Origin of the sequence: Massilia arenae (assembly GCF_008014745.1) — a bacterium.
GTDB lineage: Bacteria > Pseudomonadota > Gammaproteobacteria > Burkholderiales > Burkholderiaceae_D > Telluria > Telluria arenae.
The window spans coordinates 408,682-425,146 of sequence record NZ_VPFD01000004.1; the positions used below are offsets into that span (position 1 = coordinate 408,682).

The window sequence follows — 16,465 nt, forward strand, 5'->3', positions numbered from 1 at the left end:
GCTTCAGGCCACCGCCAGCGCGCGCTGGTGTGACGCCGACGCTGCCGACGCCGGACGGGCCGCGCCGGCATTGCGCTGGCCGGTCCCCAGGTTGAACACGCTGACCGTCTCGGCCAGCAGCGCCGACTGTTCCTTCAGCGACTGGGCGGCGGCCGCCGCCTCTTCGACCAGGGCCGCGTTCTGCTGGGTCACCGCGTCCATCTCGGTCACCGCCTGGTTGATCTGCTCGATGCCGTTTTCCTGCTCGTGGCTGGCGACCGTGATCTCGCCCATGATGTCGGTCACGCGCTTGACGCTCACGACGATCTCGTCCATGGTGGCGCCGGCCTGGCTCACCAGGCGGCTGCCTTCGTCGACCTTGTTCACCGAGTCGTCGATCAGGGTCTTGATTTCCTTGGCCGCGCTGGCCGAACGCTGGGCCAGGTTGCGCACCTCGCTCGCCACCACGGCAAAGCCGCGGCCCTGCTCACCGGCGCGCGCCGCTTCGACCGCCGCATTCAGCGCCAGGATATTGGTCTGGAAGGCGATGCCGTCGATCACCGAGATGATGTCGACGATCTTGCTGGCCGACGCGTGGATGGCGCCCATGGTCTCGACCACGTCGGACACCACGGCGCCGCCCCGGATCGCGACGTCGGAGGCCGAGCGCGCGAGACCGTTGGCCTGGCGTGCGTGTTCCGCATTCTGCTTGACGGTCGAGGTCAGTTCTTCCATCGACGAAGCGGTTTCTTCCAGCGAGCTGGCCTGCTGCTCGGTGCGGCTCGACAGGTCGAGGTTGCCCGACGCGATCTCGTCCGAGGCGGTGGCGATGGTGTCGGTGCCTTCGCGCACCTGGCTGACGATGTCGCGCAGGTTCGTGTTCATGTCTTTCAGCGCACCCAGCAGCTGGCCGGTTTCATCCAGCGAGGTCACCTCGATGTGGCTGGAGAGGTCACCGGCGGCGACGGTGCGCGCCACTTCCACGGCCCGGTTCAGCGGGCGGGTGATCGAGCGGGTGATCAGCCAGGCGATGGCGACCGCCGCGATCAGGGCGAAGCCGCCGACGCTGAACATCAGCACGCGTGCCTGCGCATAGGCGTCGCGTCCACGGGCCTGGTCTTCATTGTTGCGCGTACTCTGCAGAGTGATGATGTCGTCGATCGAGGTGGTCCAGCCGCGCATGGCCGGCACGAACTCGTTGCGCAGGAAATCCCGGCCAGCATCGAGGTCGTTTTGCCGCGCCAGCGCTTCGCCCTTGGCGATCAGCGGCAGCACCTTGGCGGCGGCCGCAGCGGTGTTGGCCAGCTGGGCCTTGCCTTCATCGGAAGTGATCGACCCATCCAGTAGTCTGGCGCCGGCCTCGTAGGCTTCGCGCGCCTTGGCAATCGCGGTCGACTGTTCCTGCATCTGGGCTTCGTCCGAAATGATCGTCATGTCGCGTACGGCGATCGAGATCCGGCGCAGGTTGTCGCGCATCGCGCCGGCGGCGTCGATGCGCGCATTGTTCACTTCCACGACCTTGACCAGCAAATCGTTCATGGCGCTCAGTTTCTGGACGCCCGTCGCCAGCACGACAGCCAGCAGCACAAGTACCAGGCCAAACGCGAGCGCCAGGCGCTGGCCGATTTTCAGTTGCTTCAATTGCATCTTGTTATTCCTGTTCCTGTCATTGCATTGGCCGTGTAACGCGGAGGCTTCTGCGTGTTTGATCGGTTTTTCCACGCGCAACCTTTTTCGAATCTTGTGACTTTCGAACGTTAAGGCGAAACAATTCGATAGAATTGGCGGTTTCAGGCAATTTTAGTAGGACTATTCCTACAAAAAGAGCAAATAATTTCTATGTGGCAATTCAGCAACAACGATAGAGAATTGGAATTAGCAAGACGCTAACAGAGCGGGCGCGGCGAAAATCGCGAGAGGTGTAAGATGAAGCCGTAACGACTTACAGGAGCCATCCATGCAGATCAACGTAAATACCGATAACACCATCAACAAGCATCAGGGCCTGGACGAGCACGTGCAGGAAGTCGTGCGCACCTCCATCGGCCGTTTTGGCGACCAGGTCAACCGCGTTGACGTTCACTTGAGTAATGAGAACAAGGAGAAAAAGGCGGACGGCGGCAATTCGTGCATGCTCGAAGCACGCCTGACCGGCATTGCGCCGATCGTCATCCACGAGCACGCCACCGACCTGCACCAGGCCATCAACAACGCCGGCGGCAAGCTGGCGCGTGCGCTGGACAGCGCGCTCGGCCGCCTGCACGACAAGCAGCGCGCCGCCTCGATCACGCACACCGAAGATCCAACCGCCGACAAGCACCTGACGGATATGTGATCGTGCTCCAATGAAGCGCAGGCCCGTCCGGGCCTGCACTTCAGCCTGCGCTTCCTTCCAGCATTTCCCTCACTTCGCGCAGATAGCGCAGGCCCGCCAGGGCTCGGCTTCCATACCACGACATCATCTCGCCATCGACCAGCAGCACGGGAATCCCGATCTGCTTTTCCAGCGCGTCCGCGTGCGCCTCGGTAAACCGGTAAGGTTCGGTCGACAGCAGCACGGCGTCGAGCCCGTCCACCAGGGCTTCGGACCAGTCGAAACGGGGATAGCGGGCCGCCCCCAGTTCGGGCACGCGCCAGCCCAGTTCGGCCAGCATGGCGGCGATATACGTATCCTTCGACACGCTCATCCACGGGTCTTGCCAGATGCAGTACAGGACCGTGCGCGCGGGACCGCGCGCCAGCGCGCGCAGCCGCGCCAGTTCATCCTCGAACTGCGCGCACCATAACGCGGCCTGCTCCCGGGCGCCAAAGATGCCGCCCATCAGCCGCGCCAGCGCCAGGTTGTCCTGCGGGACCAGCGGATGCGTGACCACCACGTGCGGCACGAACTGCGCCAGCGCATCGACGGTCGGCTTTTCGTTCTCGTCGATATTGACCACGACGTGGGTCGGGGCCAGCTTGCGGATCTTCTCGAGGTTGACGTCCTTGGTGCCGCCCACTTTGGGGATGTCCGCCACCACCGCCTTCGGGTGGATGCAGAAACCGGTGCGGCCGACCAGCCGCGATGCCAGGCCGAGGTCGCACAGCAGCTCGGTGATCGACGGCACCAGCGACACGATGCGCGCATCCGGGGCCAGCCGATGCGCGTGCCCAAGTGCATCAATGAGCACATCATCCAGCCAATTGTCAGAATCACTCATGCCGTCATGTCACCATTGTTGTTTAAGGCGCGCCGAATACGCATTCCAGGTCCGATAGGCTATCATTTCACCGCTGTAAGGACTCAACCTTACGCGATTCGCTCGAGGCCCCACTTGGAACACATCGGCACCTTCGGTGCTTCCCGTACCACCATCCGCGACCTGCACCTGTTTCGCGACGAGACCGACCCGGCCATCGCCGCGATGGTGGCTGGCTGCGCCGTCGTGCGCATGGCGCGCGGGCGCCGCATCGACGATGGCGGCCAGGCGCGCCTGTACATCGTGCTGTCGGGCGTGCTCGAGATCGCACCCGACGCCCATGCCGGCGACGAGGGCAACACCAGCCGCATCCTCCCGGGCGAGAGTGTCGGCGAACAGGCGGTGCTGGACGACGCGCTGAACCTGGCGGCGATGACGGCGCTCGAGGACACCGAACTGCTGGTGATCGAATCCGATATGGTGTGGACGCTGATCGAGCGGTCGGGCGTACTGGCGCGTAACCTGTTGCGCCTGCTGTCCTTCCGCATCCGCGCCACCAACGCCCTGCTGCGCCGGCGCCAGAAGCTGGGCGAATTCTACCGCCAGCTCTCGCTCAACGACCCGCTCACGGGCCTGTACAACCGCGCCTGGCTCAACGAGATGCTGCCCAAGCTGGCGACGCGCGCGGCCACCGACGGCAGCTCGCTGTCGCTGGTGATGATCGACCTCGACCACTTCAAGCGCTTCAACGACACCCACGGCCACATCGCCGGCGACGCTGCGCTGGCCACCGCCGCGAGCGTGATCCGCGGCGCGCTCCGCCCATCCGACTTTGCGGTGCGCTATGGCGGCGAAGAGATGCTGGCCGTGCTGCCCGATACCACGCCGGACATGGCGACCGGCGTGGCCGAACGCCTGTGCCGGCGCCTGCGCCTGGCCGTCGTGTTCCCCGATATGCGCCTGCCGCTGCCGCACCTGACCGGCTCCTTCGGCGTGGCCAGCCTGCTGCCCGGAGGCGACGAGCGCAGCCTGCTGGCGGCGGCCGACGCCGCCCTGTACCGCGCCAAGGAAGCGGGACGGGACCGCGTCTGCGCCTGACGCAATGGCCCGGACCTTTGCCGCCGGTCGTGACTGTTCCGCGCGGATGTGCCACCATGCCGGTTGACGCCGTGACGGCAGCCTTTATAACAATACATGAGCACGCATACCTTCCTCTGGCACGACTATGAAACCTTCGGCGCAGTGCCGCGCCGCGACCGCCCGGCCCAGTTCGCCGCGATCCGCACCGACGCCGACCTCAACGAGATCGGCGAGCCGATCATGCTGTACTGCCAGCCGGCCAACGACTTCCTGCCCGACCCGCAATCCTGCCTGATCACCGGCATCACCCCGCAGCACTGCCTCGAACAGGGCGTGCCCGAGCACGAATTCGCGCGCCATATCGAAGCCGCCTTCAGCGAGCCGGGCACGATCGGCGTCGGCTACAACACGATCCGCTTCGACGACGAGGTAACCCGCTTCCTGTTCTGGCGCAACCTGATCGATCCGTATGCGCGCGAGTGGCAGCACAACTGCGGCCGCTGGGACCTGCTCGACGTAGTGCGCATGGTGTACGCGCTGCGCCCGGAAGGCATCGAATGGCCGACCCGCGAAGACGGCAAGCCGAGCTTCAGGCTGGAACACCTGAGCGCCGCCAACGGCCTGGCCCACGAAGCGGCGCACGATGCGCTGTCCGACGTGCGCGCCACCATCGCGCTGGCGCGCCTGATCCGCGCCAAGCAGCCGCGCCTGTTCGACTTCTGCCTCGAGCTGCGCCGCAAGGACCGCGTCGCCAGCGAGATGGGACTGCACCTCGACCCGGGCCAGCGCCAGCCTTTCCTGCACGTGTCCGGCATGTTCCCGGTGGAGTACGGCTGCCTGGGCCTGGTCTATCCGCTGGCCCAGCATCCGACCAACAAGAACGAAGTGCTGGTCTGGGACTGCCGCCACGACCCGTCCGAACTGTTCGCGCTCGACGCCGACACCATCCGCACCCGCATGTACACGCGCGCGAGCGAACTGCCCGAAGGCGTGACCCGGCTGCCGATCAAGAGCGTTCACTTGAACAAATCGCCGATGCTGGTCGGGAACCTCAAGACCCTGCGGCCCGAGCTGGCCACGCGCTGGGACATCGACCTGGAGCGCGGCCGCGCGCACGCCGCGCTGGCGGCCGGTGGGCCGGACATGCGAGCGATCTGGGCCCAGGTGCTGGCCAAACCCGGTGCGGGCGAAGCGGTGGACGTCGACGAAGACCTGTACGGCGGCTTCGTCAGCCGCGACGACCGCCGCCAGCTGGAGTCGCTGCGCATGCAGAAGCCCGAGGCGCTGGCAAAGCGCGTCAGCTTCGAGGACGAGCGCCTCAACGAACTCTTGTTCCGCTATCGCGCGCGCAACTTCCCGCACACGCTATCGGAAGACGAGATGCAGTTGTGGGAAGCGCACCGCGCTGCGCGGCTGTTCGAAGGCGCGCATGGGGCGCGCACGGTGGACCAGCTGTTTACCGAGATCGATGCGCTGTCGGAGACGGCGGACGAGCGCGCCGAGGAGATTCTTGGGGCGCTGTACGACTATGCGGAGTCGATTGTGCCGGATCGGTATTGAGCTGGGGGCTGCCCTAATGACTTGGGTTCCCGCCTCCGCGGGAACGACGTTGTTGGAGTGTGGGGTGAGCGTTGGCTTCAACTTCGACCACTCCACTCGGCACGTCGTTCCCGCGAAGGCGGGAACCTAAGTACTCAAGCTCCGCCGCGCTATCAACCGTGGCGATGCGCGTTGATCGCATCGCGCGTCTCGCGCGCCACGCGCCGCGCCGCCGCCGCGAAATCCTCACCCTCCTGCGGCGTCGCATACAGGATCGCGCGCGACGAATTGATCATCATGCCCGCGCCATCCGCCGTGCGGCCCGCCTTGACGGTCGCCTCGACGTCGCCGCCCTGGGCGCCCACGCCCGGGATCAGCAGCGGCATATCGCCGATCAGCTTGCGCACCTGCGCGATCTCGTCCGGGAAGGTCGCCCCCACCACCAGCGCGCACTGGCCGTTGCGGTTCCATTTTTCGGCGACCAGCTGGGCCACGTGCTGGTATAGCGGGCGGCCCGCCACGTCCAGGAACTGCAGGTCGGAACCGCCCGCGTTCGAGGTCCGGCACAGCACGATCACGCCGCGGTCCGGCCATTCCATATACGGTTCGACCGAATCGAAGCCCATGTAGGGGCTGACCGTCACCGCGTCGGCGCCATAGCGCTCGAAGGCTTCACGCGCGTACTGGTGGGCGGTGGCGCCGATGTCGCCGCGCTTGGCGTCCAGCACCAGCGGGATGTGCGGGTAAGTGGCACGCAGGTAGGCGCAGATTTCTTCCAGCTGGTCTTCGGCGCCGAGGGCGGCGAAATAGGCGATCTGCGGCTTGAAGGCGCAGGCCAGGTCGGCGGTGGCGTCGATGATGGCCTTGCAGAACTGGACGATGGCGTCCGGCTGGCCTTGCAGATGGGCTGGCAGGCGCGCCAGGTCCGGGTCGAGGCCGACGCACAGCAGCGAATCGTTGCTGGCCCATGCGGCGGAAAGTTTGTTGATGAAATTCACCTCTAGCCCCTTGTATCTTTGTAAATGCAAACCCATTATTGTACCTGCCGGCGGTCCATCGCCGCCAGTCGGCGCCCGCCCGGACGCCCAAGCATGTCTGTTTCAGGTATATTTTGATCATTCGACAACTTGTACACACAAACATCATCATGACCAATTCCTTCTTCTATCGCTGGACCCGTCTTCTCGGCGGCGCCGTCCTGGCCGGCGCCCTGCTGTCCGGCTGCGGCTACAACGACTTCCAGACCAAGGACGAGGCCACCAAGGCGGCATGGAGCGAAGTGGTGAACCAGTACCAGCGCCGCGCCGACCTGATCCCGAACCTGGTCAACACCGTCAAGGGCTATGCCTCGCACGAAAGCGCCACGCTCGAAGCAGTGACCCGCGCCCGCGCTCAGGCCACCAGCTTCCAGATCACGCCCGAGGTGCTGAACAACCCTGAGGCCTTCCAGAAGTTCCAGCAGGTGCAGGGCGAGCTGTCGGGCGCCCTGTCGCGCCTGATGATGGTCTCTGAAAAATACCCCGACCTGAAGGCCGATACGAGCTTCCGCGACCTGCAGTCGCAGCTGGAAGGCACGGAAAACCGCATCACGGTGGCGCGCCAGCGCTATATCGCCTCGGTCCAGGATTACAACGTGACCGTGCGCCAGTTCCCCAAGAACTTGACGGCGATGGTGTTTGGCTATGAGACCAAGCCCTCGTTCACCGTCGAGAACGAGAAGGCGATTTCGACCGCCCCGACGGTCGACTTCGGCAAGTAAGCCGGCATGACCGCACTGTCGCGTTTCTTCTGCATCCTGCTGCTGGCGCTCCTGACCGGTGCGCCGGCTTTCGCCCAGCTGCAGCCGGTGCCGACGCTGACCACGCGCGTCACCGACCAGGCAGGCATGCTAGACGCCGCCCAGCGCCAGCGCCTGGAAGCCGTGCTGGCCGACTATGAGGCCAAGACCGGCAGCCAGATCGCCGTGCTGCTGGTGAAGTCGACCGAGCCCGAGGCGATCGAGCAGTACAGCATTCGCGTCACCGATGCCTGGAAGCTGGGTCGCAAGGGCGTCGACGATGGCGTGCTGCTGCTGGTGGCGCGGGATAATCCGTCGTCACTGCGCCGCCTGCGCATCGAGGCCGGGCGCGGCGTGCAGGGCGTGCTGACCGACGCCCAATCGAAACGCATCCTGCAGGACGTGATCGCGCCGCACTTCCGGCAAGAACACTATTATGAGGGCCTGGTCGCCGGCGTCGGCGCCATCGCCACCCTGCTCAACCAGGAAGCCTTCCCGGCGCCGCCACCGCAGCAACAGCAGCGCCAGGCGGCGAGCGACGGTGGCTTCCCGCTGTGGGCGATCTTCCTGATCATCATCGGCGCCTCCATGCTGCGCTCGGTGTTCCGGCCACGCCGCGGACGCACCATCGGCACCCGCCGCGGCCAGTCGCACTGGGGCAGCGCCACCACCGGCTTCGTCCTCGGCAACATCATCGGCAATATGAGCCGCGGCGGTGGCGGCGGTTTCGGCAGCAGCGGCGGTGGCTTCGGCGGCGGCGGCTTTTCGGGCGGCGGTGGCAGCTTCGACGGCGGCGGCGCCTCGGGAGACTGGTAATGGGATCGATGACACACAAGATGCGCCGCGCCTGGCGCCACTGGAAGAGCAGCGCGAGCGAAGCGAAACAGGCCTTCCCCGATACGACCCTGGACGCGATCGCCGAGGCGATCGACCTGGGCGAACAGACCCACCGCGGCGAGGTGCGCCTGATCGTCGAGAAGGCACTGCCTTTCGAGGCGGCCTGGGAAGGCGTCACCAACCGCCAGCGCGCGATCGCGCTGTTCGCCGACTATGGCGTGTGGGACACCGAAGACAATTGCGGTGTGCTGATCTACGTGAACCTGGCCGAGCACAAGATCGACATCGTGGCCGACCGCGGCATCGACCGCAAGATCGACGCCGCCACCTGGCAGGCCGTGTGCCGCACCATGACCGAGGGTTTCAGGCAGGGCAGCTTCCATGAAGCGACCCTGGCGGCGGTCAAGCAGGTCAACGAGCTGCTGCGCCAGCACTTCCCGGCCAGCGGCGAGCGGCCGAACGAGCTGCCGGACCGGCCGCTCATGCTGTAGTCGTCCGATCCTGCGTCCCTTCCTGCGGCTCGTCCAGCCATTCGCGCGCCAGGGCGTCGACTTCGGCCAGCTCGGCCTTCATGCGGCGCGCCTTGTCGCGCGCCCACAGCAAGCCGCCAGCCAATAGCATTGTCACCACCGCCGTACTCCACGTGGCCGACCAGGCGTCGCGCGCCGTGAATAGGGTGATGAATGGGGCCGGTAGCATGGGGAAGGTCGTCCAGCGCGTCAGTCGCACCAGGCGCAGGCTCAGCAAGGCGCGGCGGCGGCGCAGCCCAAGCCAGTCGCGCAGGCTGGCGCCCGCCGGCTCGCGCAATGCGGCCAGGCGGGTCCAGGTGAAGCTGATCATCACCACGACCATGAACAACAGGAAGTACACCCACCACAGCAGCATGTAGCCGTTGGCCGTCGCCCGCGGCCAGTCCCGCACCAGCATCACCACAGCCACCAGCGCCAGCGCCCACTCGCCGGCAATCGTCCATAGGATCAGATGGCGCTGGCGCCGCGCACGCGCGATCATCGCCGTCACGTCCGGCATCGGCGGAGCCGCCGGCGCATCCGCGCCCCAGGCATCCTGCAGCCTCGCCCATTCATCCGCATCGTTCATCGTTCCTCCAGCCTTTCCTTGAGCGCAGCCTTGGCGCGGTTCAGGCGCACGCCGACATTATTCACCGAGATGCCGAGCAGCTGCGCGATCTCTTCATAGGACATGCCTTCCAGTGCCAGCAGCACCAGCTGGCGCTGCCCCACCGGCAACTGGCGCAATGCCGCCAACAGGCGTTGCTGCTGCTGGTTCAGGCCGGCCAGGGCTTCCGGCCCCGGCTGCTGGTCGGCCCATTCTTCGTCCAGCTCCTCGTGCTGCGGCTGCGCCACCGCGCGCATCACATGGCTGGCACAGCGCCGGTGCGCGACGCCGACCACATAGGTCTTGATGCTCGATTCGCCGCGAAAGGCCGGCAAGGCCTGCCACACGGCGAGCATGATGTCCTGCACCAGGTCGTCACGCGCGTGGCGGTTGCGCTCGAAGCTGGCGGCGAAGCGCACCAGCATGCCGCCATGCTCGGCCATCAGGCGCTTGAACTCGCGCTCGAACTCGATATCCTGCGAGCCTGCCATCACAGCCCGAATACAAAGCCTTCGCTGCCCAGGCGCCGGCTGCCGAAAGCGATCAGCAAGGCGGTAGCGCCAAGGCAGCCGGCCACCGACAGCGCCAGCATCTGCGGCGCCGGCGCTCCGCCGCTCACCAGCGCGCCCAGCTGCGCGTGCTGGCTGAACAGCGGCAACAGGTGGGCGGCAGGCGGGGACGCGGCCCCGATCTTTTCCACCATCAGCAGCATCGGCGCCAGTTGCAGCAGGTTCAGGTAGATCTGGCCTTCCTTGTGGGTACGGGCGTGCAGCGCCACCACGCATTGCAGGGCGCCCACCAGCAGCGCCAGCGGCAACAGGATCAGCAGCATCTGCGCCTGCATCGCCGCGTCCGGCGCGAAGGCCATGCCCACTTCGTACAGCGGCAGGCGCTCGAGGGCGACCACCGACAGCAGGAGCGCGGCGGCGCTGCTCACATAGCCGAACAGCGAGGCAGTCAGCAATTTACCGATGAACAGCGTACCGGGCGCCACCGGCTGCGCCAATAAAGCCTCGAGCGAGCGCCGTTCGCGTTCGCCGCCGGTCGCGTCCAGCGCCACATGCGAGCCGCCGACGAACAGGCCGAGCAGCCAGAACAGCGGCAAAGCGCCCAGCACCAGCGCCGTGCGGCCGCCCTGCCCGCCCATGTCGCGCAGCTCGAGACGCAGGGCGCCGGCTCGATCCGGCGCCATGCCGGCGCCCAGCAGGCGCTGCCCGGACAGCTGGGCGCCATAGGCAGAAACCAGGGCTTGCACGCGCTGGGCCTGGCGCCGCGCGTCGTTATTGGACATATCGGCCCACAGGGCCAGCGTGGCCGCGCGTCCCCGCGCCAGATCGCGCGGGGACGCGGTCGGCACCTCGAGCACGACGGCGCCGGGCAAGCGTGCGAGCAGGCTGTCCGGGGCCTCCTCGCTCGCCTGCAGCGTGACCCCGGCGGCTTCCAGGTGACGCACGAGTCCCGGCGCGTGAGCGGCGCCGACCAGGTGCAGGGGCCGTCCGCCGGCATCGACCTCGGACGCGATCAGCGCCTTGAGCACGCCCGCCAGCACGAAGGGGCCGAGCAGCGCGAACAGCAGGCCGGCCATCATCGAGCGGCGGTCGCGCACGGCGTCCATCACCTCTTTCGACACCACAATCCACAAACTCTCAACGAATTTTTCACGTCTCATGCCGCAATCCCCTCATCGCTGCCGATCACTTCCACGAAAGCCTGCTCCAGACCGCTGCTGCCGGTCTGCGCCAGCAGCGCCGGCGTCGTCCCCGCAAAACGCACCCGGCCGGCCGCCAGCACCACCACCTGGTCGCACAGCTGGGCCGCTTCTTGCATCACGTGGGTCGACAGCAGCACCGCCGCGCCACGCGAACGCGCCCGCACCAGGGCCTCGCGCACGGCGCGCGTGCTCATCACGTCCAGGCCGCGCGTGGGCTCGTCCAGCACCAGCACGGCAGGATCATGCAGCAAGGCGCGCGCCAGCGCCACCTTGATGCGCTGGCCGGCCGAAAATCCCTTGCAGGCGCGCCCTGCTTCGGCCTCCAGTCCCACCTCCTGGACCACGCGCTCGATGGCGCGTTCGAGCATCGCGCCGCGCATGCCGTGCAGGCGGCCGAAGTAGCGCAGGTGGTCGCGCGGCGTGAGCCGCTCATAGAGCCCGAATTCATCGGTGACGATGCCGAGCCGGCGCCGCGCGGCGAGCGGCGCGCGCGTCACGTCGATGCCGTCGATGGCGACCGTGCCGCTGTCCGGCGCCAGCAGGCCATACAGGATGCGCAGGCAGGTCGACTTGCCGGCGCCGTTGGGGCCTAGCAGCGCGGTGATGGTGCCGGGCCGCGCGGTGAAGCTCACCTCATCCAGGGCCTGCAAGGCCTGGAAGCGCTTGCCGATATTGTTCACGACGATCATGGTGCTCCTTACAGGGTGGGCTGGCCATCGGCCAGCACGAACGGCGGACGGCGGATCGCCGCCAGGCAGGCGCCATCCACGGCGGCCGGGTCGGCATGCTCGAGGAAGGCGGCGATCAGGCGCGGCGCGCAGCCGGCGCCGCTGAAGGTGTGGCCAGCGCCATCGGCCACCAGCACCCGGCTGTGACGCAGGGTGCGGGCCGCCAGATGGGCGTTTTCCGGCGGCGTGACCGGATCGAGGCCGCCTGCCAGCAGCAGGGTCGGGATGTCGGACTTCACAGCGCGCGTCAGTTCCGCACTCAGTTGAGCGTCGAAGCGCGCGGCCGGCCATACCTGGCACCAGTCGCGCCAGCCCCTGGCATAGGCCTCACCGAAACGGCTGCCGGCGCCGTCCTCGCGCATCGCGGCGGCATGGGTGAATGGCGCTTCTTCGGCGCACAGCACCGACAGGGTCTGGCCGAAGGTCATGCCTTCGAGGCTCCAGCCGGCCAGCGCGTCGTACAGGGCCAGCATTGGCTGCGGCCGGCCATTGGCGGCGGCGTGGATGGCGAACGGCAGCACGCTGGCATGCTGGGCGCTGTACATGGCGCCACGCAGCAGTTGCGGCACCGCCGCGGCCTGGTGCGGGCCCAGGCTCGGCAGCGCCAGTACAGCGTCGAGATCCTGCGCCAGGTTCGGGAAAGCCCTTGCGCAGCCCTGATCTGCCGCGCAGTCGGCCAGCAGGCGCTCGAGCGCGGCCTGGGCGTGACGCGACGACAGCAGAATGCGGGCATTGGGAGGGGCCACCGAATCGAGCACCATGCCGCGCACGCTGTCGGGATAGCGCCGCGCATACATCAATGCGGTGCGGGTGCCGTACGAACCGCCCCACAGGCTGAACTGGCGATAGCCGAGCGCGCGCCGCAAGTCCTCGAAATCGGCCAGTGCGGCTTCGGTATGGAAGTGGCGTGGGTCGGCGTCGAGTCCCGCCAGGCAGCCGCGCAGGGCAGCTTGAGCGGCGGTCGTGTCGCCTTGCGCGATCTCCTGTTCGGGCATAGGGCAGCGCAGCGGGTTTGACCTGCCGGTGCCGCGCTGGTCGACCAGCAGGATGTCACGGCGCTTCCTCGCTTCACGGAAGGCGCTGGCCAGGAGCGGCCCGTAATCCGTGGCGGCCTGGCCGGGACCGCCGGCCAGCACCAGCAGCGGGTCGGGCGCCGCCGGTTTCGCGGTGGCCTTGATGCGGGCGAAATGGATGGTGATGCGGCGGCCGGCCGGATTGGCGCGGTCTTCCGGCACCTCAAGCGTGCCGCACTCGACCCGCTCGGGGAGGTGCGGCAGGTGGCAGGGTTCCAGGGCGGCGGCCATGCTGGAATACAGCAGCATCGCCAGGAACAGGGTCCAGGCAAGGACGAGATGCTTGCGGGTCATGTTTGTTTTCGTTGTGGTGGAGATACCCGGTGAGTCACGCGCCGCGCGAAAAACTTACACGCAAATCGACGATCATGCATTCCGGGTAGCCATGCCGAGTGGTTAGAATGGCGGACTTTGCCTCTCTACGAAAGCCCGCCATGAAACTCAACCAGAAAATCGCCATCGTCACCGGCGCCAGCCAGGGCATCGGCCTGGCCTGCGCCCAGCGCCTGGTGCGCGAAGGCGCGCGCGTGATGCTCGTCGACCAGAAGCCCGAAGTCGAGCAGGCCGCCGCCAGCCTGGGCGACGCCGCCCGCTTCTTCCGTGCCGACGTCGGCGTCAAGAAAGAGGTCGATGCGATGGTCCAGGCCACGCTCGACGCTTTCGGGCGCATCGACATCCTGGTCAACAACGCGGGCGTGACCCACGCGGCCGATTTCCTGGATCTGGAAGAAGACGATTTCGACCGCGTGCTGCGCATCAACCTGAAATCGATGTTCCTGTGCAGCCAGGCGGCGGCGCGCGATATGGTGAAACGGGGCGAAGGCGGCTGCATCATCAATATGTCGAGCGTCAACGCCGAGCTGACCATCCCGAACCAGGTGCCCTATGTGGTGTCGAAAGGCGGCGTCAACCAGCTGACCCGGGTGGCATCGATCGCCCTGGCCCACTATGGCATCCGCGTCAATGCGATCGGCCCGGGTACCATCCTGACCGAACTGGCCAAGCAGGCCGTGCTAGGTAGCCCGGAAGCGCGCCACACCATCCTGTCGCGCACGCCGCTGGGCCGCTGCGGCGAGCCGGAAGAAGTCGCCTCGATCGCCGCCTTCCTGGCCAGCGACGACGCCTCGTACATGACCGGCCAGACCTTGTACGCCGACGGCGGCCGCATGGCACTGAACTACACGGTGCCGGTGCGCGACTGAAAGCCGGCCAAAGTGGGGCAGATATTACCGTAACGCATGTCTGGTATCCGAACTCGCAATTGGACACCTGCAAGGCCGACCCCGATAATTACACCTGTCTCCACTATTCTCCTCCAAGAAAATAGTTTTAAGCCCGCACAAGAGCGGGCTTTTTTTTTGCCGAAAATAGCAAGGAAGGCCGTCGCTACGTAGTTCTACGTATAACCCACGCTGATGACATGACGGGCGTTCGCCAGTCATTTGATACCGCCGGAACTTTGCGTTTGGTCACAATCGCGTCACAAACGCTGCCTATACTAAGAATCACCTGTCATACACGCAACCGATATGCCTGATGGCAGCAGGTGTGCGGCGCCCCGGGTGCTACACACCAACCGATTTCATATCTCTTGGCCCGATCTTGGGTTGTGCCCGCCACCAGCGGGCATTTTTTTAGGCGCTGTTCGCGTTGTTTCTGCGAACCTGGCGGGTTGCAAACCGGTCTTATTCTCTGCCCCCGCGCAACTCGCGGTAAAAAAATTGTCATAGCGCTTGAACCCGTCGCTGATTTGGCTATCATAAAGTTTGCCCTTCCGATTCGGCCACCGGTCGGAAGACCACGTACAACGAAACGTCCAAGGGAACCTGTCCTATGAACTTACGTGTACCAGCCAGCGCCACGCCCGATACTTGCCGCCGCCATCATGAAGACGGCGACCTCGTCCTGAGCGAACTCAATCCGCGCACCGTCGTCGACACGCTCGACAACGACAGCACGCCGCTCAACCTGCTCACCTTCGGCAGCGTCCGCGAAGTCTGCCCCAAATGCCAGCAAACCCACCTCAAGCTGGTCCTGCGACAGGGAAGCGTACGCATGGCCCACCTGTTCTGTGCCGATTGCGAAAGCTGCTTCGACGCCCATTACGCAGACGGCGCACCGGCCCTGACGATCTGAGCGTTACTGGCGTGCGGGCAATTGGCTGCATGGCGTGGTAAGGTTGGCGCTTCACGTACCTTCGCCGTTCGTATCGATGCCCGCCCTGTCGTCCCTGCTGCAGCCCCCAGTCAAAGTCCGCCGCGCCCTGCATGCCTTCGCCCTGCTCGGGCTGCTGGCCATCCTGGTGGCGGGCTCGATTCCCGGCGCCCGCGCCGAGGTTGGCGCCTATGCGTCCGGCGCGGTACTGCACGGCATGACCTACGCCTTCCTGGCCGCCTTGTGGTTCCTGGGCGCCACCGGCACGCCGCTGCAGCGCGCCCTGAAGGCGATGCTGGCCATCGCGCTGATGGGCGCCGTCGATGAATGGGTGCAAAGTTTCTTCCCGTATCGCTCGGGCGACGTGCGCGACTGGCTGGTCGACGTCACGGCCGCCACCCTCGCCTCCACCGTGCTGGCGGTGCTGGCCACCCTCGCCCCACAAGCGGCGCCACGCCGCCACTGACCATCGTCGCCCGTTCAGGTTCCGCAAAGAACCCTCGCGCTTGATCGAACCGGCCTCCAAAGGAAGTCAGCTGGAACGCTGACGCGCTTCGCGCCTCTTATCCTCGTGGCGCGCGGCATCGTCACATCCCCCCACTAAACATCCAAACGAGGAGTTGATCATGAAGCAAACTCACCAGAGCGTGGCCATGGCGGGCCTGCTGGCGGTCGCGCTCGCCATTTCGGGGTGCGCCGCCATGCGTGGCGAATCGTCGAGTGACACTAGCGGCAGCAGCGGCAGCACCGGGACCAGCGACTACGGCTCGGGCAGCAGCGGCAGCTCCGGCAGCTCCGGCACCTCGGGCAGCAGCGGCACGACCACCGATGGCACCCAGGACAGCGCGGGCGTCTCGGGCACTACCGACACCTCGGGCGGTACGGACACCTCGGGCAGCTCGGGCAGCTCGGGCGCCTCCGGCAGCAGCGGTTCCGGCACCTCCAGCATGCAGGACGACAGCGGCGGCAGTGCATCGACCGCGGGCGCCGCCGCGGCCAGCGCGGCGCCCAACAGCACCGTGCTGGCGATCGAGATCCTGCCGGCGTCGAGCGGCATTACCGAGGGCGATTCGTCGATGGGCAGCAGCGGCGCGGCCGGCGCCACCGGCAGCGCTGGTGCCAGCTCTGGTGGTAGCCAGTCCTACCGCGTCACCGTGCGCATGGACGACGGCAGCACGCAGGTGGTCACCCACGGCACCACGCCCGACTTCCGCAGCGGCGACCGGGTCAACGTCACGGGTGGCAGCATCCAGCGCTAGCTGGCTGCCGGGTGGACGGTCCGTCCACCCGTG

The 16,465-nt window shown here is 66.6% G+C and carries 18 protein-coding genes; 10 read left to right on the forward strand and 8 right to left on the reverse strand.

Going from position 1 to position 16,465, the window contains the following annotated elements:
• Positions 1-3: 3 nt before the first annotated feature.
• On the reverse strand, positions 4-1,626 hold the full coding sequence (locus FVD38_RS06005) for a methyl-accepting chemotaxis protein (protein WP_147933965.1): 1,623 nt from the start codon (positions 1,624-1,626) through the stop codon (positions 4-6).
• A gap of 310 nt (positions 1,627-1,936) precedes the next feature.
• Here FVD38_RS06005 and FVD38_RS06010 point away from each other — a divergent pair, with 310 nt between their 5' ends.
• The gene (locus FVD38_RS06010; protein WP_147933966.1) at positions 1,937-2,314 is read left to right on the forward strand and encodes an HPF/RaiA family ribosome-associated protein; all 378 of its coding nucleotides are present in this window, start codon (positions 1,937-1,939) and stop codon (positions 2,312-2,314) included.
• A gap of 40 nt (positions 2,315-2,354) precedes the next feature.
• On the opposite strand, the gene FVD38_RS06015 is transcribed toward FVD38_RS06010, so the two are convergent.
• Positions 2,355-3,179 (reverse strand): helical backbone metal receptor, encoded by an 825-nt coding sequence (locus FVD38_RS06015; protein WP_147933967.1) that lies wholly within the window; start codon positions 3,177-3,179, stop codon positions 2,355-2,357.
• Between the two features lie 114 nt (positions 3,180-3,293).
• On the opposite strand from FVD38_RS06015, the gene FVD38_RS06020 reads away from it, so the two are divergent.
• Entirely contained in the window at positions 3,294-4,256 is a 963-nt protein-coding gene (locus FVD38_RS06020; RefSeq protein WP_147933968.1) for a GGDEF domain-containing protein, read from the forward strand.
• A 96-nt stretch (positions 4,257-4,352) separates the two neighbouring features.
• On the forward strand, positions 4,353-5,798 hold the full coding sequence (gene sbcB / locus FVD38_RS06025; protein WP_147933969.1) for an exodeoxyribonuclease I: 1,446 nt from the start codon (positions 4,353-4,355) through the stop codon (positions 5,796-5,798).
• A 152-nt stretch (positions 5,799-5,950) separates the two neighbouring features.
• On the opposite strand, the gene pyrF is transcribed toward sbcB, so the two are convergent.
• Positions 5,951-6,775: an orotidine-5'-phosphate decarboxylase gene (gene pyrF / locus FVD38_RS06030; protein WP_147933970.1), complete on the reverse strand. Its 825-nt coding sequence runs from the start codon at positions 6,773-6,775 to the stop codon at positions 5,951-5,953.
• 149 nt (positions 6,776-6,924) lie between these two features.
• Between pyrF and FVD38_RS06035 the strand changes: the two genes are divergently transcribed.
• The 3 genes from FVD38_RS06035 to FVD38_RS06045 are packed head-to-tail and all read left to right on the forward strand — an operon-like array spanning position 6,925 to position 8,882.
• Positions 6,925-7,536, forward strand: coding sequence for a LemA family protein (locus FVD38_RS06035; RefSeq protein ID WP_147933971.1), 612 nt, complete (start codon positions 6,925-6,927; stop codon positions 7,534-7,536).
• Positions 7,537-7,542: 6 nt separating this feature from the next.
• Positions 7,543-8,370, forward strand: coding sequence for a TPM domain-containing protein (locus tag FVD38_RS06040; RefSeq protein ID WP_147933972.1), 828 nt, complete (start codon positions 7,543-7,545; stop codon positions 8,368-8,370).
• Entirely contained in the window at positions 8,370-8,882 is a 513-nt protein-coding gene (locus FVD38_RS06045) for a TPM domain-containing protein (RefSeq protein WP_123071534.1), read from the forward strand. The genes FVD38_RS06040 and FVD38_RS06045 overlap by 1 nt, the downstream gene beginning before the upstream one ends.
• On the opposite strand, the gene FVD38_RS06050 is transcribed toward FVD38_RS06045, so the two are convergent.
• From FVD38_RS06050 to FVD38_RS06070, 5 genes are read right to left on the reverse strand one after another with little or no spacing between them, the layout of a single operon-like run.
• A complete protein-coding gene (locus FVD38_RS06050) occupies positions 8,872-9,489 on the reverse strand; it encodes a hypothetical protein (protein WP_147933973.1) in 618 nt (205 codons plus the stop codon). The two genes, FVD38_RS06045 and FVD38_RS06050, sit on opposite strands and share 11 nt — an antisense overlap.
• On the reverse strand, positions 9,486-9,998 hold the full coding sequence (locus FVD38_RS06055; protein WP_147933974.1) for an RNA polymerase sigma factor: 513 nt from the start codon (positions 9,996-9,998) through the stop codon (positions 9,486-9,488). The genes FVD38_RS06050 and FVD38_RS06055 overlap by 4 nt, the downstream gene beginning before the upstream one ends.
• Positions 9,998-11,176: an ABC transporter permease gene (locus tag FVD38_RS06060; protein ID WP_147933975.1), complete on the reverse strand. Its 1,179-nt coding sequence runs from the start codon at positions 11,174-11,176 to the stop codon at positions 9,998-10,000. Before FVD38_RS06060 ends, FVD38_RS06055 begins: the two co-directional genes overlap by 1 nt.
• Positions 11,173-11,907, reverse strand: a complete 735-nt coding sequence (locus FVD38_RS06065; RefSeq protein WP_147933976.1) for an ABC transporter ATP-binding protein — start codon at positions 11,905-11,907, stop codon at positions 11,173-11,175. The genes FVD38_RS06060 and FVD38_RS06065 overlap by 4 nt, the downstream gene beginning before the upstream one ends.
• Positions 11,908-11,915: 8 nt before the next feature.
• The gene (locus tag FVD38_RS06070; protein WP_147933977.1) at positions 11,916-13,313 is read right to left on the reverse strand and encodes an alpha/beta hydrolase; all 1,398 of its coding nucleotides are present in this window, start codon (positions 13,311-13,313) and stop codon (positions 11,916-11,918) included.
• Positions 13,314-13,453: 140 nt separating this feature from the next.
• Here FVD38_RS06070 and FVD38_RS06075 point away from each other — a divergent pair, with 140 nt between their 5' ends.
• From FVD38_RS06075 to FVD38_RS26415, 4 genes are all read left to right on the forward strand, one after another.
• Positions 13,454-14,221 carry an SDR family NAD(P)-dependent oxidoreductase gene (locus FVD38_RS06075; RefSeq protein ID WP_147933978.1) on the forward strand — a complete coding sequence of 256 codons (768 nt, stop codon included), beginning with the start codon at positions 13,454-13,456 and terminating at the stop codon, positions 14,219-14,221.
• A gap of 631 nt (positions 14,222-14,852) precedes the next feature.
• A complete protein-coding gene (locus tag FVD38_RS06080) occupies positions 14,853-15,155 on the forward strand; it encodes a hypothetical protein (protein ID WP_147933979.1) in 303 nt (100 codons plus the stop codon).
• A gap of 43 nt (positions 15,156-15,198) precedes the next feature.
• The gene (locus tag FVD38_RS06085; RefSeq protein ID WP_229493434.1) at positions 15,199-15,639 is read left to right on the forward strand and encodes a VanZ family protein; all 441 of its coding nucleotides are present in this window, start codon (positions 15,199-15,201) and stop codon (positions 15,637-15,639) included.
• A gap of 160 nt (positions 15,640-15,799) precedes the next feature.
• The gene (locus tag FVD38_RS26415; RefSeq protein WP_187271482.1) at positions 15,800-16,432 is read left to right on the forward strand and encodes a hypothetical protein; all 633 of its coding nucleotides are present in this window, start codon (positions 15,800-15,802) and stop codon (positions 16,430-16,432) included.
• Positions 16,433-16,465 lie beyond the last annotated feature (33 nt).